Genomic DNA, 23,771 nt, shown 5'->3' with positions numbered 1-23,771 from the left:
TCGACGCCGGCTACGACCGCGCCATCGACGTCGCCAACGAACGCGGCGTCCGCATCCCCATGAACGAGAAGTAGGCACGCGCTAGCAGGATCTCGCAGGAATCCCAGGGCGGCTATGCACAGCATTTTGCGCGGCCGCCCTGGGACAAACCGCAAGCATCAGCTTGTATGCAAAGTCCAAACACACTTTCTGAGAGCGAGGAGACGCACCATGGACAGGCAAAGCCCGGCGGTGTGGGCATCAGCCGCTATCGGAGCACCGGTGACCATGACAAAACAGGGCCACCATCCGTTTCGGGGGATTGTCGCTGACAGGACCGCCGATGGAACCATTCTTTGGGTCCTTTCCAGTACTGGGATTCGGAAGCTTTTTCACGCAGGGGATGGGTTTCATCTGACCCCTGGTGGACGATGACAGCACAACTTTCGCCTCTGGCCCTCCAGTCTGATGCCGGGATTCATGTTCGGGATCGGGAGGAATACCCGTACCGAGCCAATACAGGCGTAGGAGAAACCCAGTTATCTTGTCCGGAGGACTGCTTCTACTGCACTGCGCCGGAAACTGATTAGTGCACGAGGCTGATGAGCCCACGCAACTGAAGAGAAAGGATCGGTTCATGATCGTGATCGATGGCTTGACACTGGACTTGGCTGACGTCGCCGCAGTAGCCGACGGCGAGGACGTCACCTTGGCTCCGGAAGCCATGGTCCGAATGGATGAATCGCGGAAGTCTGCGGAAGCTACGGCGCTGCAGCGTCCCGTCTATGGCCGCTCCACCGGCGTCGGAGCGAACCGCGCGGTTTCCCTGATGGAAGCCGACGGCGGGGACACTCACGGACTGAAGCTTCTGCGCAGCCACGCTGTAGACGCCGGCAAGCCTCTTGCCTGCAGGACCGTCCGGGCGATGTTGGTGGTCAGGCTCAGCCAGCTGGCGGCCGGTGGATCTGGAATCAACCCCGTCATTGCCGAAGCCTTGGTGGAACTCATCAACTCCGACGTGGTTCCTGAAATCCGGGAGTTCGGTGGAATCGGAACTGCGGACCTGCAGGCACTAGCCGGAACGGCGCTGACGATGCTGGGCGAACGTCCCCCCTTGGGCAGGGGTGAGGTTCCGGTTCGCCTTAAGGGGTGGGCCACGGCTGATGCCCTGCCCTTCATCAGTTCCAGTGCGCTGACCATTGCTCAAGGGGTCCTGGCGCAACAAAAACTGTCGACGCTTTTGGACAACGCAGCGTCGGTGGCCGCACTCTCGTTCATTGCGATGTCCGGCAATTCCGAAGCTCTGAGTCCGGCCGTGGCGGCAGCGGCGGACACGTCCGCCGTAGCCGATGCCGCACACACTCTTCATTCAATGGTCCAAGGCAGCGGCCAGCCAGCCCGGATCCAAGATCCCTATTGCTTGAGGACGCTGCCGCAGGTCTTCGGGTCCCAAACAGAGGAACTCAAGGCCTTGGGTGCTCTGCTGAGTCGCCTTGTCACAGCAGGACATGAGAATCCGCTCGTACACGGCTCGCCGTCCGACGGCAGCAATGATGTGGCCCACCACGGGCTCTTCCAAATGACCAACCTCGCCCGCCGGGTGGACGCGTTGCAACTGGCTATCGGCGCGGCGTGTGCAACCCACTTGCGGAGGATCGACCTCCTGTGCGACCCCAAATACACGGGCCTGCACCCGTTCCTGGCTGAGGACGGTTCAGGTCAGTCAGGGCTGATGATGCTCGAATATGTGGCCGCGGCCGCCGTCGGCCGGATTCGTGCCGACGCCCAACCGGTTAGCCTGCAGACCGTGGTGCTCTCGCTAGGCGCTGAGGAGGATGCCAGCTTTGCAAGCGTCGCCACAGCGCGGTTGGAGTCGACGGCGGACGCACTCGCCACTGTCGCCGCCAGCGAGCTTGTGTGCGCTTCACGGGCTCTTCGCCTGCAGGGGCGGCGGCCCGAAGAGTTTGCCAGCGGCCGCCTGCGCGCCATGATGCGGGCGGGTTTCACTCTGCCCTCCGAGGTGGAGGACCGCGACCTCCGCGGGGATCTGGAGCAGGCCATCGAGATCATGAGGGCTTCGCACTAGAAGCAATCGACCGGAGTAGACGAATCCGGTAGCTCAAGGAAAACGGCAGGCAGTCCGAGGACTGCCTGCCGTTCTTCGCGGACCAACTCGTGACCGACCAACTCGTGACCGACCAACTCGTGACCGACCAACTCGTGACCGACCAACTCGTGATGAGCCGGCAATTAGTGTGCGGGCACCGATTCTTTGGCTGCAGCCTTCGGGTCGGTGAGCTTCTTGTTGGGCAGCGCGAAGCTGATCAGGAACGCGATGAGCATGAGTCCGGCTGCCGTGAGCATGACGATATCTATCGCCTGGGCAAAGCCCTCGGTGATGGGCCTGGTCAGCGTGCTGTTGGCAGTGTGGAGCCAACTGGTGTCGTTCAAGGACTCATTGTTGGCGCCGTTCTTGAAGAAGTCGAACAGCTTGGCGTTGGCGGGGTCGGATGCCACAGCCGGGTCCTTCATGACCGCTTGGTAGTCCGGGCTGGAAGCAGCGGTCTTCATACCGTCGGCGATCTTGTCGGCCGCGACGCTGAACAGCATGGAGATGAACACGGCAGTGCCTACTGCGCCACCCATCGAACGGAAGAAGGCGGCCGTGGACGTGCCCACGCCCATGTCCTTGGGCGGAACGGAGACCTGCATGGCGAGGGTGAGCGGCTGCATGCAGAATCCCAGTCCCACGCCGAAGAACACGGCGATCAGGCCCGGTACCCATAAACCGGTATCGACGCCGAGCACCAAGCCCATGACGGTGGCAGCGCCTGCCAGGATGGCTGTGCCCATGATCGGGAAGATCCTGTAGATGCCGGACGATGAGATGGTGCGGCCGGCCGAAATGGAACCGAACAGGATGCCCACGGTAAACGTGATCATCATCAGGCCGGCCTCGGTGGGTGTGAGGCCCTTTACCAACTGCAAGTACATTGGCAGCATGGCGATGGCACCGAACATGCCAATGCCGATAATGAAGTTCAGCAGCGATGACAGACCGAACGTCATGTTCTTGAAGAGACGCAGCGGAATGAGCGCGTAGTCACCCGCCCGCTTCTCTGCGAGCAGGAACGCCACGATGCCGATGACGCCAAGGCCGTAGCAGAGCCAGGACGCAGCCGACGCCCAACCCCACACGCGGCCCTGTTCTGCTACCAGCAGCAGCGGCACAATGGCCAGCGTGATAGCGGCAGCACCCCAATAATCGATCTTCTGCTTTACGTGCCTCGCAGGCAGATGCAGATACATGAAGACCACCACAAGAGCGGCCAGCCCAATGGGCAAGTTGATGAAGAAGACCCAGCGCCAGCCGTCGAAGCCCAGAATATTGGACGTGCCGGCGAAGGCTCCACCGATCACAGGGCCCAGTACGGAGGAAATGCCAAAGACGGACATGAAATAGCCCTGATATTTGGCTCTGTCCTTCAACGCCACGATGTCGCCGATGATGGTCAGCGCCAAAGCCAGCAAGCCACCGGCTCCCAGGCCTTGGATGCCACGGGCGATGGCAAGCTCCGTCATGGAGTGGACGGATCCCGCGTACAAAGACCCCACCAGGAAGATCACGATGGCCACGAGGTAGAGCGGGCGGCGACCGAAGATGTCGCTGAGCTTGCCATACAGGGGCGTGCTCACCGTTGAGGTGATGAGGTATGCGGTAGTGGCCCAGGCCTGAAGCGAGAGGCCGTCGAGATCGTTCGCAATGGTGTAGATGGACGTGGACACGATGGTCTGGTCCAACGAGGACAGGAACATGCCGAGCATGAGTCCCACCATGACGGTGAGTGTCTGACGGTGGGTCAGAACCTCGCCGGCGGCCCGGACGGGCGTGGTTTTGGACATATCTTCTCCAGAGGTGGCAGAAAAGTGGATTAAGCAGGATAGTTGCTTTCAGTAACTATCTTACGACCAAGTTGATTCCCGCCGGGAGAATATTTCTTCCACTTTTGCTCTAAGTCGGGCCCCACCGAAGAGTCAGCGCTCGATCAGGATGCCGTCCGGGTCACAGTAGATCATCACGCCGGGTTGGATGCGGACGCGATCGATCACCAGCTCTACGTCCACTTCGCCAACTCCCGTCTTGGCGCTCTTCTTCGGGTTGCTCCCAAGTGCCTTGACGCCAAGGGGCAGGCGGGCGATGGCCTCCCGGTCCCTGATGGCACCATTGATCACCACACCGGACCAGCCGTTGGCCACAGCGCTCGCGGCAATGAGGTCTCCCATGAGTGCCGTCCGCAGAGATGCCTGGCCATCAATGACCAGCACGGCACCCTCACCGGGTGTGTTGAGGACCGTTTTCACCAGCGCATTATCCTCAAAGCACCGGATAGTGCGGACCGGCCCACTGAAATGGGTTTGGCCTCCCAGATTGAGGAACTGAACGGCTATGGACTCCAGTTCCTCGCCGCGCTCGTCGTAGAGATCGGCCGTATTTATTTGCTTGCTCACAGTGCTTCTCCTCGATTGCTGTGAGGCCACACTAGCGCTCGCGAGGGGGCTAAAGCAGCGCTGGCAGCGGCCTATGTGGATAAAGGGCTTAACGGCGGTTCAGTGTCGCTTCGCCGCGCTAGGCTGAATCCAAACATTCAATGAGGGGGAACCTGCCATGAGCTTGTCTGACCTGCCGGGTCCTGTGCCGGATCCTGCAATCGTCCGCGGTGGAAACACCACGGCGCTTGCCGAACCTGTTGCCAGGGTAAGGCCGATCTGGGTTACCGGCGTTGTGCTGGTCAACCTCGGCATCAACGCAGCGTTCTTTGGCCCCCTCCAAGTGCTCCTGGGGCTGCAGGCAGCCCACTTTGATGAAGGCCAGAAAGAAGCGATCCTTGCCTTGGTCACTGGCTGTGGAGCGGCCGTTTCCATGGTGGCAAATCCACTTTTCGGGGCGTTCAGCGACCGCACGACGTCCCGGTTTGGTCGCCGTGTTCCTTGGGTCCTGATGGGCGCCATCCTGGGAGCTGTTGCGCTCGTTGCTTTGGCCGGTGCTCCCAACGTTGCAGCAATGACTTTGCTTTGGTGCCTTGTGCAGGCCGGAGCCAACGCCATGTACGCCGCTATTACGGCCGCCGTACCTGACCGCGTCCCGGTGCCACAGCGCGGAACTGTAGGCGGACTCGCCGCCATGGGACAGACAGTAGGCATTTTGATCGGCGCGGTGATCGCAGCGGTCGTCGTTGGGAACTTTGCGGCCGGGTACTGGCTGTGCGCTGCGGCGTTGCTGGCCGGCGTCGTGCTTTACCTTTTCAAGAATGACGATCAGCAGCTTCCACCAACTGAGCGCCCGCCCTTCAATCTGGCAGACTTCCTCAAGGGCTTCTGGGTCTCGCCCAAACGGTATCCGGATTTCGCGTGGGCTTGGCTGACCCGTCTGCTGGTAAGTACAGGCAACCACATGGTCACGTTGTATTTGTTGTTTTTCCTGAGTGATGCTGTGCGGCTCAAGGAAACTGAGGGAATCGATCCCTCCTTTGGTGTCCTCATTCTCACCGGGCTGTACGCGGTCTCGGTCATCATTACCAGCGTGCTTGGTGGCCGGCTGAGCGACAAGATGGGCAAACGGAAGCCACTGGTGATCGCGTCGTCGGTCATCATTGCGCTGGCCTCGCTGATCCTCGCCTTCGCACCAACGTGGATCGGCGGGCTTGCCGGTGCAGTGGTGTTGGGGATCGGGTTTGGAGCCTACCTCGCCGTCGACTTCGCCCTCATCACGCAGGTCCTTCCCACGGGAATGGACCGCGGCCGGGACTTGGGCGTTATCAACATTGCCAACTCTTTACCGCAGGTGATCGCCCCGTTGATCGCCTCTCCGTTTGTCCTTTACTGGGGCGGCTACGTCTCGCTGTACGTCGCCGCTGCGGTCATTGGGCTCCTGGGAGCGGTGTTTGTGGTGAAGATCAAGAGCGTTGACTAGGCCTAGAGGACGGCAGTAAAGCCACCCCAGCCCCACCCGACGACGGCGGACCCTTTCCAGCCACCGGCCCCGTTTCCGTAGTACATGTGCATTCGGCCGGAATAGTCGATGCCATAAACGTCCTGATGACCGTCTGAGTTGAAATCACCGGCAGCGCCAACTCTGGCCATGACCTGCCACCCAACACCGATGACCTGGCGTTGGTCGATCTTGTCACCATTCAGCCGGTAGCTGTAGAGCAGTCCGGAGGGTGTTCGGCCCATCAGGTCCTCGACGCCATCGCCATTGAAGTCTCCGGCAGGGAAGATTGTGTTGAACATGTTCCAGCCAGTTCCCACCGGGTACCCGCCGTAGGTCAGGCCACCACCGCTGTAACTGGCGAAGTGCCAGAGAGTTCCGTTGGCGTCGCGGCCGTAGATGCCGCTGTGGCCACCGTCCATGGTCGTGCTGGTTGCCGCAAAAATGGTGTTGAAGACATTCCAGCCAGTGCCGATTTGCCGCTGCTGGAGCCAGCCGCCTTGGCCGTTTCCCGGGTATAGGAACAGGCGGCCCGCGGCGTCTCTGGCCACGACATCGTTCTTACCATCGCGGTCAAGATCGCCTGCCTTGAAGATGGACGTCATCTCAGACCAACCCTGCCCGATCGCACGTGGCGCCAACCACCCGCCCTGGGCTGACGTGGGATACATGCTAAGGATGCCGGACCGGTCGCGGGCCAGAACATCCGTTGTTCCATCGCCGTCGAAACCACTGGACCAGTGGGAATCCTTGATATTTTCCTTCCATTCGCTGGTTACAAGCCGCAAGGTGTCCCAGCCGGAAGAAACAGTGACCTCAGCGGCGACGTAGTGCTCGGAGTAGCCGTGGGCTTGGTCCTGCGGGGTTGGACGATACGTCGCACCGCCAGGGCGCTCCGCATAGGGAGGTCCCACCCACCGGTACGTGACAACTGGACTTGCCCCGGACGGTACAGCCACTTCGGCGAGGTTGAAGTCGGTTCGGAGAATAGAACCAACTGCTCCTTCGCCCAGTACTTTCGGGCGCCGTGGCTGAATGATGGGCCCCACCGCTTTTGAAGCAATCGCTGTGGGCAGGTAGCCGGGCGCATACACCACCGCTCTGAAGGAAATCAGTGAGCCGACGTCAAAGGAGGAAAAGTCATAATCGTAGGTCTTTCTTTCGTGGTCCACGCCATCCCGCACCCACTGATAGTCGGCATGTGATACTCCCCCTTTCCACGAGCCAAGGTTGGCTTTCGCCCAAATACCGGTTTCGGGGGAGCCCTCAACGTGGGCGGGAGTCAGGTTCACATTTGGCTGAAGTCTCAGGCCCGGGTTGCTGACGTCAAAAGCAGCTTGAGGAAAGTCATCCGTTGCCGGTGAGCTCGCTCCAAATTTCTTTGGCCGTATGGTGGCATTTGAACCGTCGGCGAAGTGAACGTTGGCTTGTCGCAGTGTGTATTTTCCTTCTGCGTCGCTTGCCTGGACAGAACGTACTGCCGCCCCTGACACCTGCGCTTCACCGCCAAGCGGCTGCTTCCAGGATAGGAATATCTCTGTGGCTTGAGATGGGTCGACCATCACAACACTAAGACGAATTGCCGGACGGGCGACCGTGAAGTTCAAGCGCATCTCGCCGGTCACCGGAATCGGGGCAGTGGCTGCCGCTGCCAGAGTCAAGAAGGCCGGGTCTGGCGGCCAAACGTAGGAATTTACGCCTGATGCTTGTGCCTCCAACGGAGACGCCTCAGCCGCTGGGCTCTGCTGTAGAAGTCCGGCCAGCATGACCGTCAGGACCAATGCCAGGATACGCAGATGGCGCCCTGGGGATCGGGTTGGCGAATTCGTCATCTTCACATCTCCTATTGAGGTGCTGAGTAGCCAAAATGCGGTATGGTTCGGCTTAGAATACGGCGGTGAATCCGCCCCATCCCCAGCCGACTGTCGATTGGCCTGCCCAGAAGCTACCGGGCAGTCCGCTGGCCAAGTAATCCGCGCCATTGCCGTAATACATGGTCAGCTGGCCGCTGCGGTCAATACCGAAAACGTCAATCTTTTCGTCGCCGTTAAAATCGCCCGCGGAACCTATCGTGCTTAGGGCACCCCAACCCCAGCCAACGGTATCTGCGAAGTTGATAAACCATCCATCGCGACGGGTTTGGAATATCTGGAGTCCGCCGTATGCGTTTCGTCCGGCGACTTCCAACTTGCTCGTTCCGCCGAAATGCCCCACTCCCACGATCACGTCGTAGAGCCACCATGCCCACCCCGCAGTGTATGGCTGCAGCCATCCGCCGCTGCCGTTCCCGGGGTACAGCAAGACGTTGTTTGACTTGTCCTTGACCAATACGTCGTTTGTGGCGTCGCCATTGAAATCGCCGACTCCCACTATTGCGTTGAATTCTTGCCAGCCCTGGCCGACTTGGATTGCTCGCTTCCAACCGCCGCTGCCGTTTCCCTGATAGAGGTGCAGCCGTCCTTGGGAATCACGTGCCATGACATCCACTGTGCCGTCCCCATCGAAATCACCAGGAGAGAAGATGTGGTTGAAGACGTTCCACCCGGTTCCGATGACCTGCGCCGGTTGCCAGTGCCCCCGGCCGTCCGTCGGGTAGAGCAATAACCTCCCGGCCGCGTCGCGGGCGAAGATGTCCATGGTGTTGTCGCTGTTGAATCCCCGCGCGCGAGGCTTTGCAGCAATGCGGAGTGTCTCCGTAGCTTGGAGCGTAACCGCAGAGTCGGGATCATACGTTACGGTCGCGAAGGCTGTGACCGCTCGCCCATAATCCGCCGCTGTTGCCCGGTATGTCTGGTTTGTCGCGCCGGGGATTACTTGGCCGTCCCGTGTCCAGTAAAAGGAGAAGGATGGGGCTCCGCCTTCGGGCGATACTGACGGGTTGGCCCACGGGACGTCTGCTTTCAACAGTCCGCCGACTGTCGGATCTCCTATGAGCTTCGGTGGTGCCATAGAGACCAAGCGCGCAGGCACTCCAATCGCCGGCACAGCCGCTTCTGCCGGCAGCGCCGAGGTGACGAGCAAACCTGCCACCACGGACGCGGCAAGGACTGAAAACAAACGTCGTCGCTTGCGCGCAACGGCTGGCATAGGAGTACTCGTCTCCAAGGGGTTCCTCCAGGAAAAAGGCTGCGTGACTCGGGCAGCGGTAGATAAGTTGGAAAACATTCAGAGGGGACCCCGCCCGCGTCCATCAGCGGGGCCTCCTACTGGATGACGTATCGAAAGCTTCTAGAAGACTGCGTTAAAGCCGCCCCAGCCCCAACCGACCACGGCCGAGGTCTTCCAACCACCCGAGCCGTTGCCGTAGTACATGCGCATCTGGCCGGAGGTGTCGATGCCCCAGACATCGTTGGCGCCGTCGCCGTCGAAGTCTCCTGCTCCGCCCAGCTTGGTGATGGCGTTCCAACCCTGGCCAATCACGCTGCTGGTGGTCCAGCCTCCGTAGCCGTTACCGCCATAAAAGCGCAGATTACCTACCGCGTCGCGGGCCAGAACGTCGGGCTTGTGGTCACCGTTGAAGTCGCCTGGTGAGAAGACGGACGTCATGCCGTTCCAACCCCAGCCAACTGTTGATGCAGTAAGGAATCCGCCGTGTCCGTTGCCGGGATACAGGACGAGCTCACCAGAGGGCTTACGGGCCAGGAGGTCGTTGTTGCCGTCACCGCTGAAGTCGGCAGCAGGGAAGATCGAGCTGAAGATGCCCCATCCCCAACCAATCTGCTGACGGGGGTACCAGCCGCCCTGACCATCCGCGGGATAGAGGAACAGGGAACCGGCGCCGTCGCGGGCGATGACGTCGTTCTCGCCGTCATTGTTGAAGTCTCCGGCGGAGAACATCAGGTTGAAAATGTTCCAACCCGAACCAACTTCATAGGCCTGCTTCCATGTACCGTTGCCGCCAGTGGGGAAGAGACCCAGGCGGCCTGCGGAATCACGGATGAAAAGGCTCATGGTGTAGGGATCCCAGTACTCCGTGCGGTACGAGCCTGAGGTGTGGGGCCGGTCGATGTCCACGGGCGTCATGTAATTGAAGTCCAAAGCATCCAGAGCCACCGCAGCAGTGCCGGAGCCCGGCAGATTGCCTGGGTTATGGATCAGTGAACCGTCGCGCCAGTAGCCCAACTCCTGACCGGCTGCGGTGAGGATCTGCAGGTATTGTGCAACATACGTTCCTGGCGGAGTGCCTTGGGCGAAGAACACGTCAAACGAGTAGGTCGAGTCGGCAGCACTGTAGGAGCCCTGGGTCATCTGCGTGTGGAGCTTACCAGTGGCTGTATTACGGAAGAGCACGTAAACGTCGGTGATAGGCCCCGAGGCCTGGACCGTAATCCTGGATGTTGCTTGTCCTCCGGACGCGATGGAGTCCGGCGTCGTGGAGACAGCAACCGGGACCGGTGCGAAGGTGTCGTCAGCCTGTGCTGCAGGTGCCAAGCCCAGCCCGCCAACCAAAACGATGCTGCCTGTTATTGCTGCCAGCCAACTGCGCACGCGGCGCAAAGGAGTGATCCCCATTGTTCCCCCAAATCAAGCCGGTCCCAGTTGGCCGGCGGGTGTAAGTGAATTGAGAGTACAACGGCGGAACGACAGTCTGGGAATTTGCTGGCAAAAGTTCAGGGAAAAGACAAGTCAAACCCAAAACTCAACCAAAATCGGCTTAGAAAACCGCAGTGAATCCGCCCCAGCCCCAACCAACAACGCCAGCGCCCTTCCAGCCGCCGCTGCCACTGCCGTAGTACATGTTCAGTTGGCCCGAGGCGTCGATGGCCCAGACATCGTTGAAGCCATCGCCGTTGAAGTCTCCCGCGCCGCCGATGCGCGACATGACGTTCCAGCCGGTGCCGATGGACCGTGCAGTGGTCCAGCCGCCGCTGCCGTTGCCGCCGTAGAGACGGAGGTTCCCGGCATTGTCGCGGCCCATGACGTCGGGGTTGCCGTCACCGTCGAAATCGCCGGGGGAGAAGACCTGGCTGAGGACATCCCAACCTTGGCCGACTGCGCCCGGGGAGCGGAAACCGCCCACGCCGTTCCCGGGGTAGAGGACCAGAGCTCCTGAAGGGGTGCGGGCCAGGAGGTCGTTGGCGCCGTCCCCTGAGAAGTCGCCGGCTGCGATGACGGAGTCAAAGATGTCCCAGCCCCATCCGACTTCCTTGCGCGGCAGCCAGCCGCCGGTCCCGTTGCCCGGATAGAGGAACAGGGTGCCGGCATCATCCCGGGCCAGTACGTCGTTGAAGCCGTCGCCGTTGAAGTCGCCGGCGTTGAACACGAGGTCGAAAACATCCCAGCCATACCCGATGGTCTTCGCCGCTTGCCATCGTCCGGCGCCGTCCGTCGGGTAGAGCAGAAGGTTCGCCGCGGCGTTCCGGGCGAACAGGTCCAAGGAGGCACCGGCGTCGAAACCTGCTGTGTGGGCTTTGTTCCGCACCACAGTGCGGCTGTACACCGTGAACGGGCGAGTGGCCGTGGCTGGATTGCCGGCCTGGACCACTGCGCGGAAGCCGACGACGGCGCCACGGTCGGCAGCGGTCAGCGTGTAGGTTTTGGCGGTGGCCCCGTTGATCGGGATACCGTTCCGCACCCATTCGTACCGCACGCTGACGGCGCCGCCGGACGTCCCGGTGGAGACGCTGCCCTCGCTGAAAGCACCCGTGAGTTTTTCTCCCACGGTCAGCTTGCCTTGGAGCGCCGGGGCAGTTGCGGTAATGGGGGAGGTGGGGGTGAGCGGCAGGGAGGATGCCGACACAGCCCGGTACCCTGCCCTGGTGGCCGTGACGCGGACGGACAGGGTCTGGTCCAGGTCGGCTTCGGCTACCCGGTAGCTGTTGACGGTAGCGCCGGGGATGGGTTGGCCGTTCCGCAGCCACTGGTAGGCGAAGCCAGTGGGCGGGTAGGTCCAGGTGCCGTTGTCAGTGGTTAGTACTTGGTCGTAGCGGGCCACTCCGGACACCACTGGTGTTTTGGTATTGGGGTTGTCGATGAGCGGGAAATTGGGGTTGTTGACGGAGAAGTCGACGCCGTCCAGGGCGCCGGGCCGTTGCGTTGGCGCGTCGAGGCCTTGGCTCAGGAAGAGGATGTTTCCGTCACGGCCGTAGCGCACGGATCCCTGCCCCGCAGGAAGCACAATGTTGACGCTGAGGAGTTTGTACCGGCCCGTGCGTTTGAACGCGCTTCCGTTGACCGGCACCTTGGCCTGCGCACTGTATGGTCCCGGAGCCGCGCTGGTGGGTCCATAGAGAATTGCCTGCTCCAGCGTGTCCTCGTTGACGAACGCGAATCCCACTTCCCGGGCCGGCCCGCTCAGGGTGAAGGAGAGGGAGATGGTATTGCCGGGGACCACGGTGGCGGGTGAAGTCCGCGTCACCACGGTAGGCAGCGGCGCCGGTCCTGCTGCGTTGGCACCCGGCGGCGGAACCGCGATGACGAGGGCGGCGCACAGGATAATGGCCAGAAGGAGGTGGAAACCCAGCCGCAGCGGACGTCCGGAAGCCAAGGCGGAAGAATGAAATGTCATAAAATCCCCCAAGTCTTAGAAGACTGCGTTGAAACCGCCCCAGCCCCAACCGATGGCACCGGCGCCGTTCCAGCCGCCGTCGCCGTCGCCGTAGTAGGCGAGCAGTTGGCCGGAGCCGTCCACCGCGTAGACGTCCACGTTGCCGTTGCCGTCAATGTCGCCGGCCGCGCCGATGGTAGCCATGCCGCCCCACCCTTGGCCGACCACCGTCATACCGGCCCAGCCTCCCGCGCCGTTGCCCTTATACAGGCGCAGGGCTCCAGCTGCGTCGCGTGCCAGGATGTCCACGTTGTGGTCGCCGTTGAAGTCGCCGGGGGTGATGATCTTGTTGACCACGTTCCATCCGCTGCCCACCACGGAGCGGGTAAGCCAGCCGCCGTTTCCGTTGCCCGGGTAGAGGTAGAGGAGGCCGCCGGCGTCGCGGGCCAGGAGGTCATTGGTGCCGTCGCCGTTGAAGTCGCCGGGGGAAACGATCGAGTTGAAGGCGTTCCAGCCGCTGCCTACCTGGCGCCCGGCGAGGAAACCGCCGTTGCCTGTTCCCGCGTAAAGGAAGAGATTGCCGGCCGAATTCTTGGCCAGGATGTCGTTGGCGCCGTCGCCGTTGAAGTCGCCGGGGGACACCACAGTTCCGAAGCCGTTCCAGCCCGGCCCCACTGTCCTGGCGGATTCCCAGGCGTTGTTGACGCGCGGATACATCATGAGGGTGCCGTCGGTGCGGCGGGCGAGTATCTCAAAAGCACCGCGCCCGGTGAAGCCGTTCGCCCTGTTGGAAGCGGAGATCGGGGCGGTCTCTTCGCTGGAGACTTCCAGCGGCTCGCACCCATTCTGGCTGGCCACGACATGGGCTGCGATGGTCTTGCCGCGATCTGACTCATCGAGCGTATAGGTCCACCACGCCCAGTGGTCCTGGGCTCGAACGCCGTCGCGGGTCCAGTAAATGCCGTAGTCCGGGCCGGCAGCGGCGCCGCAGCCACGGTAGGAAGCAGGATCGATTTCAAGCGTGAGTGTTGAGCCAACAAAGGGCGCACCGTGAACCACGGGATTCGAGGGATCCATGGTTGCCATGGCGGGTGCCGGCGCGAAGGCGAGTGCGGCGACGACCGCCGCTGCAATGCCAGCCACCGCCCGGCGCACACCTGACGTAGGGCGCGTTGGTGCGTTCATGATGTCCTCCCCAGACTTTATGGGGCTAATTCTACCGCGCAGGGGTTTTCTCTAGAAGATCGCTGTGAATCCGTTCCAACCATGACCGGCGATCTCAGACCCGCGCCATCCGGTGCGCCCGTTGCCGTAGTAGATCACCAATCGACCCTGCTGATCGACGCCATAAACATCGTTGAAACCGTCATTGTCGAAGTCCCCGGCGGCACCCGCTGCTTTCAGCGCGTTCCAGCCGACCCCGATCAACCATGACCTCGTCCATCCGCCGGCACCGTTGCCGCCGTAGAAGTAGAGATATCCGCTGCGGTCCCGGGCCAGTACGTCCACGTTGCCGTCGCCGTTGAAGTCCCCCGGCGTCAGCAGAGCATCCATCATCTGCCAGCCCTGCCCGACGGCGGTCCTCGCCAACCAGCCCCCCGAACCATTGCCCGGGTACAGGTAAAGAGCGCCGCCGGGTTCGCGGGCCAGGACGTCGTTGTGGCCATCGCCGTTGAAGTCTCCGGGGCTCACGATCGTGTCGAAGACGTTCCAGCCCTTGCCAATGGTCTGTGCCGGTTTCCATCCGCCGGTTCCGTCGCCGACATAGAGATACAGGGTTCCTGCAGAGTCCTTGGCGATCACATCGCCCTTGCCGTCGCCGTTGAAGTCGCCCGGCGAGAAGGTCAGGTTGAAGATGTTCCAACCCCAGCCCACCGTCCGTGCCGCTTCCCATGCGCTTCCCTTGCGGCCGTAGAGTTGCAAGGCGCCGTCGGTGCCGCGGGCCAGCAACTCGTAGCTCCTGCCCGTGAACCCGGCCGCCCGGTTGGCGGCGCCCACGGGTTTGGTTTCGTCGCTGTGCAGGGAATCGCCGCTGCAGGCCGTCTTGCTGGCGGTGACATGGGCGGCCATCCGGGCCCCGGTGTCGTCGGGCTGCAGCGCGTAAGTCCGGGCTGTCTCGCCAGCCACCAGGAATCCGTCCCTGGTCCAGTAGATGGTGAAGTCCGGTCCCTTGCCGCCGCCGCAGCCGTAGAACGTGTACGGGCCGATGTCTACGGTGAGCTTGCCGCCGACGAACGCCTCTCCACTGAGGACGGGATCGGGTCCGCTGCTTTGGGCGGCCGACGCCGGGAGCGGACTCAGTGCCATGGCCGCTACAGCTGCGGTCAGCAGCGCTGCTGCCATCCGGCGTCGAAATGTCCCCATATGCGTTCCTCCCGTGATCCAGACCTGCCTGCAGTGTATGTGCGCGGAGCGCCAATGGCAGGGAGCGGCATGCGCGCTTTCTTGGCTGGAGAGCTCTCAGGAAACGGTCATATAGCTCCCGTATCATTGATGCGATCGGCCAGCCGAGGGTCTATGACCCCAGCCGGCCGCTTCCTTGTCAGCCTGCCAAGAGATCGCCGGAAATGCCCGCCTCAAACTCACTGGAACCGTATTCCCTTGACCTGACCACGGGGTTGCCCCGTATGGCTGCCGCGCCCACCACCCCGCGGCAGCAGCTGCGTTATGCCCGCATCCTGAAGACTGCTGCGGGTTTTGCCCAAAGGCAGTTCGATACGCTGAGCCTTTCCGACGTCGCGGCCAGGGCTGATATCCCGCTCGGCACGCTGTACCGCTACTTTCCCTCCACAGCCCACCTGATGCTGGCCGTGTACAGGCAGCAGCTGCGGGAGCTCCGGGATGGCGTCCGCCGCCGCGAAGGTAAAGGTCACGCGCTCGCGGGTTTGATGATGGAAATCTTCCATCTGAGGGTCATGCAGCCGGGGGTGGAGCACTGCTTGATCCGTCCTGCAGGCAAGGACGACGACACCGCACAGTTGCTGCGCGAGATCGATGCGTTGTCCGAGGAGGTGGTGGGTTCGCTCAGCAAGGACACCGGCCAGGATTCCGTGCGTGCCAGGATCCTGCTCCACCTCGTTAGTGGACTTGTCCAAGCCGTTCGATGCCGACGGTTGTCGCTCTTTGAAGCCGAAAAAGATCTGAAGAAAGCCTGCTCGCTGTTGACCGGAGAATGACGGAATGTGGACTCTGGTCTAGACCAGCAGGGCTTCTGAACACGGTTTTTCGCATGACGTGGATCACAATTAGAGCTGGTTGAACGTTTTACTCTCGAATCGTCTCTCTTGGTATTGAATCTTGTACCTCCTCAGGCTCCCTAGGCTGGAAACACCGAAGCGGCTAGCAGCCCCCTACCTGCAGAAGCAACGCCGGACCAGCCATCCTTGGTCCGCTACAGCAGTTCTGTTCCTGCCCGAACCATGCCGTGGGTCCACGGCTAGCCTGAGGAGACAAAGACGTGTCCATTGAGACAATTGCTACAGACAACGACGCCCTGGTACTGACCGAAGAAGAGATCTTCGCAGCCCACGAAGGCGGCAAGCTGACCATTTCCAGCACCGTGCCGCTGAACAACAAGCGCGACCTTTCCATCGCCTACACCCCCGGAGTCGCGCAGGTCAGCCGCGCAATCCACGCCAACCCCGAGCTTGCCCGCACCCACACCTGGGCCGAGCGCCTGGTTGTTGTGGTCAGCGACGGCACCGCGGTCCTTGGCCTCGGCAACATCGGCCCCAGCGCCTCCCTGCCGGTCATGGAAGGCAAGTCTGCCCTGTTCAAGTCCTTCGGGGACCTCGACTCCATCCCGCTGGTCCTCAACACCACCAACGTGGACGAGATTATTGAGACCCTGGTCCGCTTGCGCCCCAGCTTCGGCGCCGTGAACCTTGAAGACATCTCCGCTCCCCGCTGCTTCGAACTCGAAGAGCGCCTCATCGAAGCCCTAGACTGCCCGGTCATGCACGACGACCAGCACGGCACCGCCGTCGTGGTTCTTGCAGCCCTGACCAACGCCGCTAAGGTGACTCAGCGCGAACTGGCCGGGCTCAAGGTTGTTGTTTCCGGTGCGGGCGCCGCCGGCATCGCCATTGCCGAAATTCTTCTTGCTGTTGGCATCAAGGACGTCATCCTGCTCGACTCCAAGGGCGTGGTCAACGCTGACCGTGCCGATCTTGCGGCAGACCCCGGCAGCGTCAAGGCCCGCATGGCCCAGCGCACCAACCCCCGTGGCATCACCGGCGGCCCGGGCGAGGGACTGACGGGCGCAGACGTCTTTGTGGGCGTCTCCTCCTCCAAGTTGGACGAAGAGCACTTGAAGCTCATGAACGATCAGTCGATTGTGTTCGCGCTGTCCAACCCGGACCCGGAAGTTCTCCCCGAGGTTGCCCAGAAGTACGCGGCCGTTGTTGCCACCGGTCGCAGTGACTTCCCGAACCAGATCAACAACGTTCTGGCCTTCCCCGGAATCTTCCGTGGTGCACTCGATGCCAAGGCCCGCCGCATCACGCCCGCCATGAAGATCGCCGCAGCCAACGCCATCGCTGAGCTGGCCGCTGAAGACCTTTCCGCGGACTACATCGTGCCGAGCCCGCTGGATGCCCGCGTGGCACCGGCCGTCACCGCGGCAGTTGCTGCCGCCGTGGCTGAATAGCGGTTACCCGGTCGCGGTTTCAACCGCAAGACCGACGAGGGCGACGCCTCCCGTGCTGGGGAGCGTCGCCGTCGTTTGTGGTTAAGGGCAACGCGGGGTCACTTACGTGCCGCCATGACGCGCTCAAGGGGCCATAAGTGACCCCGCGTTGCTGTGCATAGACTGAGGGGCATGAACGCCGAACTGATCGTGACCATCCTGTGCGGCCTGGCCATTGCGGTAGGTGTCGCCGGGACCATCATTCCTGTACTCCCGGGCAGCATCCTCATCGGTGCGAGCCTGCTGGCCTGGGCCATCTGGGGAGGCGCCGGTCCACTCGGCTGGGTGATCTTCGCCATCGGCATGGTGTTTGTGGTGGCCGGTATGGCCGCCAGTGCCGTGCTCACGGGACGGAAGCTCAAGCAACACGGCATCCCCAACCGGTCGGTGCTCATCGGCGTGGTGCTGGGCGTGGTGGGCATGTTCGTCATTCCCGTAGTGGGGCTCTTTGTGGGGTTTGCCGTAGGGCTGCTGCTCAGCGAAGTCCAACGGACGCGGGACTTCCGTACAGCCGTCCGATCCAGTGGTGCCGCGCTCAAGGCAACGGGCATCGGGATCCTCGTGGAGTTCGGGTTGGCGTGTGCCGCGGCGAGCACGTGGATTATCGGCGTTTGGATCAACGCGGTGAACGGCTAAGCCCTTAAACGCCAATTCGACGGCCCGCTGCGGGTTGGATGGTTGGAACCATCTGTCACGCAGCAAGCCGTCGAATCGGGTATGCAAGCCCTACTTCAACACGATTGTCCTGTTCCCATTCAGGATGATCCGCCCCTCGCAGTGCCAGCGAACGGCGTTGCTGAGGGCTTTGCATTCGGTGTCCCGGCCGGCGGCTACGAGATCGTCCGGCCCGAACGTGTGGTCCACCTCCACTACCTGCTGGGCGATGATGGGACCTTCATCCAACTCACCATTCACGTAGTGGGCGGTGGCACCCACAGTTTTCACACCACGCGCGTATGCCTGGTGATAGGGCTTGGCACCCTTGAAGCTGGGCAGGAACGAGTGGTGGATGTTGATCGCGCGGCCATCCAGTTTGCGGGCCAGATCATCACTGAGCACCTGCATGTAGCGGGCCAGGACAATGAGTTCAACGTCCAGTTCATCGATGATCTCCAGAAGGCGCCCCTCGGCGTCCGGCTTGGTAGCCGCGGTGACCGGAACGTGGAAGAACGGGATCCCGTGCCACTCCGCCAACCCCTGGTGGTCGGTGTGGTTGGACACAACGCCCACCACGTCGATGGGCAGCTCGCCGATCCGTGCGCGGAACAGGAGGTCGTTCAGGCAGTGCCCAAACTTGGAGACCATGATCAGCACACGTCGCTTGTACCCTTGGGGCTGCAGCTGCCAGTTCATGCTGTACTTATCACCTACCGGGGCGAAGTCCTCCCGCAAGGTATCAACCGTGGAGGCATCGCCGTCGGACGCGAAATGCACGCGCATGAAGAAGTGGCCCTCGGCACGATCGCCGAACTGCTTGTTGTCGATGATGTCGCAGCCGTGGTCCAGCAGGAAGCCGGACACAGCGTGCACGATGCCCGGACCTTCGGGGCAGTCGAGGGTGAGAACGTGTTCAACAGTCGTCTCCGGGGAGGCGGCGGCAGCAGTTTCAGTTTGGATGGCAGTCATGGCTAGCACTCCACTACGTTGACGGCGAGGCCTCCACGGGAGGTCTCCTTGTACTTGGATTTCATGTCGGCGCCGGTCTCGCGCATGGTCTTGATGGCCTTGTCGAGGGACACCTTGTGGCTGCCGTCGCCGTGCAGGGCAAGGCGGGCGGCATTGATGGCTTTGACGCTGGCGATCGCGTTGCGTTCGATGCAGGGGATCTGCACCAGCCCGCCCACGGGATCGCAGGTGAGGCCCAGGTTGTGTTCGATGCCCACTTCGGCGGCATTTTCCACTTGCCCAGGAGTTCCGCCCAGGACTTCGCAGAGGCCGGCGGCAGCCATGGAGCAGGCGGAGCCAACCTCACCCTGGCAGCCAACCTCGGCACCGGAAATGGACGCGTTGATTTTGAACAGGATTCCGACGGCGGCCGCCGCCAGCAGGAACCGCACGACACCGTCGTCGTTGGCTCCCGGAACAAACTTGGTGTAGTAGTGCAGCACGGCCGGGACAATTCCGGCAGCACCATTGGTGGGTGCGGTGACAATCCGGCCGCCCGCGGCGTTTTCCTCGTTCACGGCCAGGGCGAACAGGTTGACCCATTCCATGGCGAGCAGCGGGTCCGAAGGATTGGAGGCAGCGCCGTCGGCCTTGTTGGCGGCGTCAGTGGCGGCAAGCGTCTTGAACAACGACGGCGCCCGTCGCCTGACCTTCAGCCCTCCCGGCAGGATTCCCTCGGCAGAGCAGCCGTTGTCCACGCACTCCTGCATGACGGCCCAAATCCCCAGCAACCGTTCGCGGAGTTCTTCCTCGGAACGCCACACGAGTTCGTTGGCCAGCATGATGTCCGAGATGGACTTGCCTTCGCGTAGGCAGATGGCCAGCAGTTCATCTGCCGTGGTGAAGGGGTAGGGCAGGACGGTGTCATCGGCTACCACTTTGTCGGCTCCGGAGACGTCACCGTCCACTACGAAGCCGCCCCCGATGGAGTAGAAGCTGCGTTCCCGGAGTACGGTGCCCGTGTGGTCCAGCGCCCGGAAGGTCATCCCGTTGGGGTGGGCGGGCAACGACTTGCGGCGGTGCAGGACCACGTCCTCGTCCCAGTTGAAGTCCACCCGGTGGTTGCCGGCCAGGTGCAATTCCGCGTCGAGTGCCGCGGCCGCAACCTGGTCATCGGCTGTGTGGGTATTAACGGTTTCAGGGGAGTGGCCTTGCAGCCCCAGCACCACGGCCTTGTCTGAGCCATGGCCCCGGCCGGTGGCGCCCAGGGAGCCGAAAAGCTCTGCCTGGACGCGCACCGTAGCCGGAAGCTGGCCGGACGATTCAAGACCGTCCGTGAACTGCTTTGCCGCGCGCATGGGGCCTACCGTGTGTGAAGACGACGGTCCGATGCCAACAGAAAACAGATCAAGCACACTCAGTGCCATCAGGGGACCTCAGGCGAGGCGTACTCCCGCATGGCGTCGAGGAGCCAGCGTCCCAGGAAATCGGCAAACGAGGCCCGGGGAAAGATCCGGTACGACTCATCCGAGGTCTTCCAGAGCATCACCGGGATGTGCGCGAGCTCAGTGGAGACAGCCGTGCCGGCCTTGAAGACCCGTGGATGCAGGTCCAAGGCGCAGGTCTTCTCCAGCACTGCGCGGGCGTGGCTGCCGGAGAGCTCAAACGTGGTGCGGTTGGCGGACAGGTCCACCACCTGGCCGGCGTCGCCACCCAGCGCCGAGGTCAGATCGCTGACCAGGGAGCCACCCAACGAATCGTGGGCTTCCTCCGGAGCTACCACCAGGAACTCGGTGGGGCCGAGCCACAGGGTGTTGACGGAACCCTTGTCTGAAAACGCACCGCCCGTCACTGCACCGCAGGTGGCAGGCAAGCCGCCGGTCACGGACGCAACGCGGGCACCGGCGTCGGACGCTGGGTGAACCCGGATGCCCACCATGGCCTGGTAAGGGATTTCGGTGAGCGTCACCGTGCCCGGCACGGAGCCGGAGATGAAGGCCTCAGCCAGGTGCTCGGCCGGGCTGCGGCGGGCGCCCCGGACGCGGTCGACGTGTGCGGTTTCTGCTGGTGTTGCTGTTTCAGCCATCTTTGCGGGTCCCTTCAGCATCGAAAAGTACGGTTTCGCCAACAACCACGTCCACCAATTGGTCTCCCAGCGAGGCCACCAGGGTCTCGCCGATGCGGTTGCGGCCGTTGTGAATGAGTGCCAGGGCGAAGGAACGGCCCAGCGCGGCGCTGTGGTAGCTGGAGGTCACGAAACCCTCCATGGGGACGGGTCCGGAGGCCGGGTTGACCGGGATGCCCTTTTCCACCAGCTGCGTACCTTCCGGCAACCTCAGCGAGTGGTCCACGGGAAGGACGCTCACCAGGTGCTTGCGGTCCTCACGGCTGGCGTCCTGCCGAAGGTAGGAGCGCTTGCCGATGAAGTCCTTCGCTTTGGAGACGATCCAGTCCATGCCGGCGTCCTGCGGGGTGACCGTACCGTCGGTGTCCTGCCCAACGATCGGGTAGCCCTTTTCGGCGCGGAGCACGTGCATGGTTTCGGTGCCGTACGGGGTGATGTTGAACTCCGCCCCTGCGGCAGCAACAGCTTCCCAGGTGTTGAGTCCGTACCAGGACGGGATATTGATTTCGTAGGCCAGTTCGCCGGAGAAGGAGATACGGCAAACGCGTGCCTGCACTCCGGAGGCCAGAGTGGTCTCGCGGAACGTCATGAACGGGAAGGCTTCAGCGTCCAGGCCACCGTTTTCGGCGAGCTGGGGAGCAACCTTGGCGATCACTGCGCGGGACTTCGGGCCAACCACGGCGATGGTGCTCCACTGCTCCGTCACGGACGTGCAGACCACATCGAGCTCCGGCCACTCCGTCTGGTGCCACTCTTCCAGCCAGTCCAGCACCTTGGCTGCGCCTCCGGTGGTGGTGGTCATGAAGTAGCGGTCCTCGTCCAAGCGGAGGGTTACGCCGTCGTCGAAGATCATGCCGTCCAAGGTGCACATGACACCGTAGCGGGCGGATCCCGGGGCGAGCTTTTTGAACGCATTGGTGTACACACGGTTCAGGAATTCGCCGGCGTCCTTGCCACGGATCTCGATCTTGCCCAAAGTGGTGGCGTCCATGAAGCCCACGGAGTCGCGGACCGCTGCGCACTCACGCAGGACTGCCGTGTCCATGTCTTCCCCGGCCTGCGGGTAGTACCAGGGGCGCTTCCACTGTCCAACATCTTCGAACAGTGCGCCCTGGGCAACGTGCCACGGGTGGATGGAGGTGACGCGGGCGGGGTCGAACAGTTCGCCACGCTGGCGGCCTGCCAACGCTGCGAAGGCCACCGGCGTGAACGGCGCACGGTAAGCGGTGGTGCCAATTTCGCCGACGCCCGGAATGTTCTCAGCTCCGCCGAACTTCAGCGCCGCGGCGATGACGCCGATTGCGTTGACGCCGGAGGTCTTGCCCTGGTCATTGGCCGTGCTGATGGAGGTGTACCGCTTGACGTGCTCCACGGAGCGCATGCCGGCCCCGGTGGAGCGGAGGACATCGGCCACGGACTGGTCGCGCTGGAAGTCGACGAAGTGGTGGTGCCATTCGCCGGGCCCACCGGTTTGGCCGGGGACCAGCCAGAGCTGGCGGCTTGGAGCGCTGGCCACAGGTGCCTGCAGTTCCACCGGGGTGGTGGCGGATTCGAAGCCAGCGGCGATGGACGCTGCCGCTCCCGCCGAGATGCCTTCTGCCAGGCAGTCCTGCAGTTCAAAGCTGCCACGGCCGGCGCCAACCACCTGCTGGTCACGGACCGGCTTGGTGGGAATGAAGGCAGCGAGCTCATCATCCCAACGCAGCTTGCCCTGGCGCTGGCTGTGAAGGTGGACCACCGGGCTCCAACCACCGGAAACGGCGAGCAAATCGGCAGCGAGCTGTTCGACGCCTGAGGTGAGGTCGCCGTCGTCGTTAATGCTGCGGACGGTGACGCCATTCAGGCGGCCATTCTCGTCCGCCGACGTGTCAGCCACGGCGCTGCCGATCAGGACCCGGATACCGGACTCGACGGCGGCGGCTGCCTTTGCGCTGATCTGCGGACGGGCATCGACGACGGCGGCAACCGCCACGCCTGCTGCCTTCAGGTCTGCGGCAAGTGCGTAAGCGGAATCATTGGTGGTGGTGATGACCACGCGTGAACCGGCCGCCACGGCGTAACGGTTCAGGTAGGTGCGGGCAGCCGAGGCGAGCATGATGCCGGGGCGGTCGTTGTTCTCGAACACCAACGGACGCTCGTGGGCGCCCGGAGCCAGGACAACCTGCTTGGCACGGATGTGCCAAATACGCTGGCGCGAGACACCCGATGCTGCCGGGACGCTGAGGTGGTCCGTGCGGTTCTGGGCTGCGATGAAGTAGTTGGAATCGTAGGAACCGAAAGCAGTGGTGCGGTTCAGCACCGTGCATTCGCCGGCGGAAACCAGTTCGGCTTCGACGTCAGCAACCCATTCCAGGGCCGGCTTGCCTTCGATCAGTTCGGCCAGCTCCGGGGCGGTGGAACCGGAGAGCAGGGAGCCTCCGAGCTCGGGCTGGTCGTCGATCAGGATGACTCGGGCACCGGTGCGGACAGCTTCGCGGGCGGCTGCCAAGCCGGCGATGCCACCGCCGACGACCAAGACATCCGTGTGGACATACTTCTTGTCGTACTCAGCCTTGTCCTCGTTGGGATCAAGCTTGCCAAGGCCGGACAGGAGCTCAATGTTCATGCCGTCCACCAAGGACACTGCGGTGGCGGGAAGCATGGACTCGGCAACGTGTCCGCGGAAGCGGGGCGCGATCTTGACCAAGGCATTGGACTCTTCCACGCCGGCGGCCATGATGCCGCGGGGGCGGTCCTCGTAGAGGGAGTTGCCGGCGTTGATGTGGCCGTTGGCGAGCAGCGCCGAAGCGATGGTGTCGCCAGGGTGGCCGGTGAATTCCTGGCCGTCCACGGTGAAGCGCCAAGAGATGCTGCGATCGATGCGTCCGCCGGTGGCGAGGCGTGCGTTCTTGTTGGTCAC

At 62.7% G+C, this 23,771-nt stretch carries 17 protein-coding genes; 5 read left to right on the top strand and 12 right to left on the bottom strand.

Annotation, left to right across the window (positions count from 1 at the left end; translation table 11 throughout):
* Positions 1-616 precede the first annotated feature (616 nt).
* Complete coding sequence (locus WBN73_RS19540; protein ID WP_337341080.1) at positions 617-2,065, top strand: aromatic amino acid lyase; 1,449 nt, start codon at positions 617-619, stop codon at positions 2,063-2,065.
* 164 nt (positions 2,066-2,229) lie between these two features.
* Here the strand turns inward: WBN73_RS19540 and WBN73_RS19535 are convergent, their stop codons facing one another.
* Positions 2,230-3,882 carry an MDR family MFS transporter gene (locus tag WBN73_RS19535; protein WP_337341079.1) on the bottom strand — a complete coding sequence of 551 codons (1,653 nt, stop codon included), beginning with the start codon at positions 3,880-3,882 and terminating at the stop codon, positions 2,230-2,232.
* 132 nt (positions 3,883-4,014) lie between these two features.
* Positions 4,015-4,488, bottom strand: a complete 474-nt coding sequence (gene rraA, locus WBN73_RS19530; RefSeq protein WP_207595300.1) for a ribonuclease E activity regulator RraA — start codon at positions 4,486-4,488, stop codon at positions 4,015-4,017.
* Between the two features lie 157 nt (positions 4,489-4,645).
* Between rraA and WBN73_RS19525 the strand changes: the two genes are divergently transcribed.
* Entirely contained in the window at positions 4,646-5,950 is a 1,305-nt protein-coding gene (locus WBN73_RS19525; protein WP_207595299.1) for an MFS transporter, read from the top strand.
* Between the two features lie 2 nt (positions 5,951-5,952).
* Here the strand turns inward: WBN73_RS19525 and WBN73_RS19520 are convergent, their stop codons facing one another.
* The 6 genes from WBN73_RS19520 to WBN73_RS19495 all read right to left on the bottom strand — a co-directional run bounded on the left by WBN73_RS19520 (position 5,953) and on the right by WBN73_RS19495 (position 14,819).
* Positions 5,953-7,260 carry an FG-GAP repeat domain-containing protein gene (locus WBN73_RS19520; protein WP_337341078.1) on the bottom strand — a complete coding sequence of 436 codons (1,308 nt, stop codon included), beginning with the start codon at positions 7,258-7,260 and terminating at the stop codon, positions 5,953-5,955.
* Between the two features lie 592 nt (positions 7,261-7,852).
* Entirely contained in the window at positions 7,853-9,025 is a 1,173-nt protein-coding gene (locus WBN73_RS19515) for an FG-GAP-like repeat-containing protein (RefSeq protein ID WP_337341077.1), read from the bottom strand.
* A 171-nt stretch (positions 9,026-9,196) separates the two neighbouring features.
* Positions 9,197-10,480, bottom strand: a complete 1,284-nt coding sequence (locus WBN73_RS19510; protein WP_337341076.1) for a VCBS repeat-containing protein — start codon at positions 10,478-10,480, stop codon at positions 9,197-9,199.
* 142 nt (positions 10,481-10,622) lie between these two features.
* Entirely contained in the window at positions 10,623-12,476 is a 1,854-nt protein-coding gene (locus tag WBN73_RS19505; RefSeq protein ID WP_337341075.1) for an FG-GAP-like repeat-containing protein, read from the bottom strand.
* Between the two features lie 15 nt (positions 12,477-12,491).
* Positions 12,492-13,640 carry an FG-GAP repeat domain-containing protein gene (locus WBN73_RS19500; protein ID WP_337341074.1) on the bottom strand — a complete coding sequence of 383 codons (1,149 nt, stop codon included), beginning with the start codon at positions 13,638-13,640 and terminating at the stop codon, positions 12,492-12,494.
* A 51-nt stretch (positions 13,641-13,691) separates the two neighbouring features.
* Entirely contained in the window at positions 13,692-14,819 is a 1,128-nt protein-coding gene (locus WBN73_RS19495; RefSeq protein ID WP_337341073.1) for an FG-GAP repeat domain-containing protein, read from the bottom strand.
* Between the two features lie 203 nt (positions 14,820-15,022).
* Here WBN73_RS19495 and WBN73_RS19490 point away from each other — a divergent pair, with 203 nt between their 5' ends.
* The 3 genes from WBN73_RS19490 (at position 15,023) to WBN73_RS19480 (ending at position 17,778) form a co-directional block, all read left to right on the top strand.
* A complete protein-coding gene (locus WBN73_RS19490) occupies positions 15,023-15,631 on the top strand; it encodes a TetR/AcrR family transcriptional regulator (RefSeq protein ID WP_207595291.1) in 609 nt (202 codons plus the stop codon).
* Between the two features lie 281 nt (positions 15,632-15,912).
* Positions 15,913-17,103, top strand: coding sequence for an NAD(P)-dependent malic enzyme (locus tag WBN73_RS19485; protein ID WP_207595290.1), 1,191 nt, complete (start codon positions 15,913-15,915; stop codon positions 17,101-17,103).
* Between the two features lie 171 nt (positions 17,104-17,274).
* Entirely contained in the window at positions 17,275-17,778 is a 504-nt protein-coding gene (locus WBN73_RS19480; protein WP_280624304.1) for a DUF456 domain-containing protein, read from the top strand.
* 90 nt (positions 17,779-17,868) lie between these two features.
* Here WBN73_RS19480 and purU read toward each other — a convergent pair whose 3' ends face one another.
* From purU to WBN73_RS19460, 4 genes are read right to left on the bottom strand one after another with little or no spacing between them, the layout of a single operon-like run.
* Positions 17,869-18,768, bottom strand: a complete 900-nt coding sequence (purU, locus tag WBN73_RS19475; RefSeq protein WP_337341072.1) for a formyltetrahydrofolate deformylase — start codon at positions 18,766-18,768, stop codon at positions 17,869-17,871.
* 2 nt (positions 18,769-18,770) lie between these two features.
* Positions 18,771-20,174, bottom strand: a complete 1,404-nt coding sequence (locus WBN73_RS19470) for an L-serine ammonia-lyase (protein WP_280624300.1) — start codon at positions 20,172-20,174, stop codon at positions 18,771-18,773.
* Positions 20,174-20,833, bottom strand: a complete 660-nt coding sequence (locus WBN73_RS19465; RefSeq protein ID WP_337341071.1) for a sarcosine oxidase subunit gamma — start codon at positions 20,831-20,833, stop codon at positions 20,174-20,176. The genes WBN73_RS19470 and WBN73_RS19465 overlap by 1 nt, the downstream gene beginning before the upstream one ends.
* Complete coding sequence (locus tag WBN73_RS19460; RefSeq protein ID WP_337341070.1) at positions 20,826-23,771, bottom strand: sarcosine oxidase subunit alpha family protein; 2,946 nt, start codon at positions 23,769-23,771, stop codon at positions 20,826-20,828. Before WBN73_RS19460 ends, WBN73_RS19465 begins: the two co-directional genes overlap by 8 nt.

Origin of the sequence: Paenarthrobacter sp. CCNWLY172 (assembly GCF_037402035.1) — a bacterium.
Taxonomy (GTDB): Bacteria; Actinomycetota; Actinomycetes; order Actinomycetales; family Micrococcaceae; genus Arthrobacter.
This window is presented reverse-complemented; position numbering and strand designations above follow the sequence as displayed.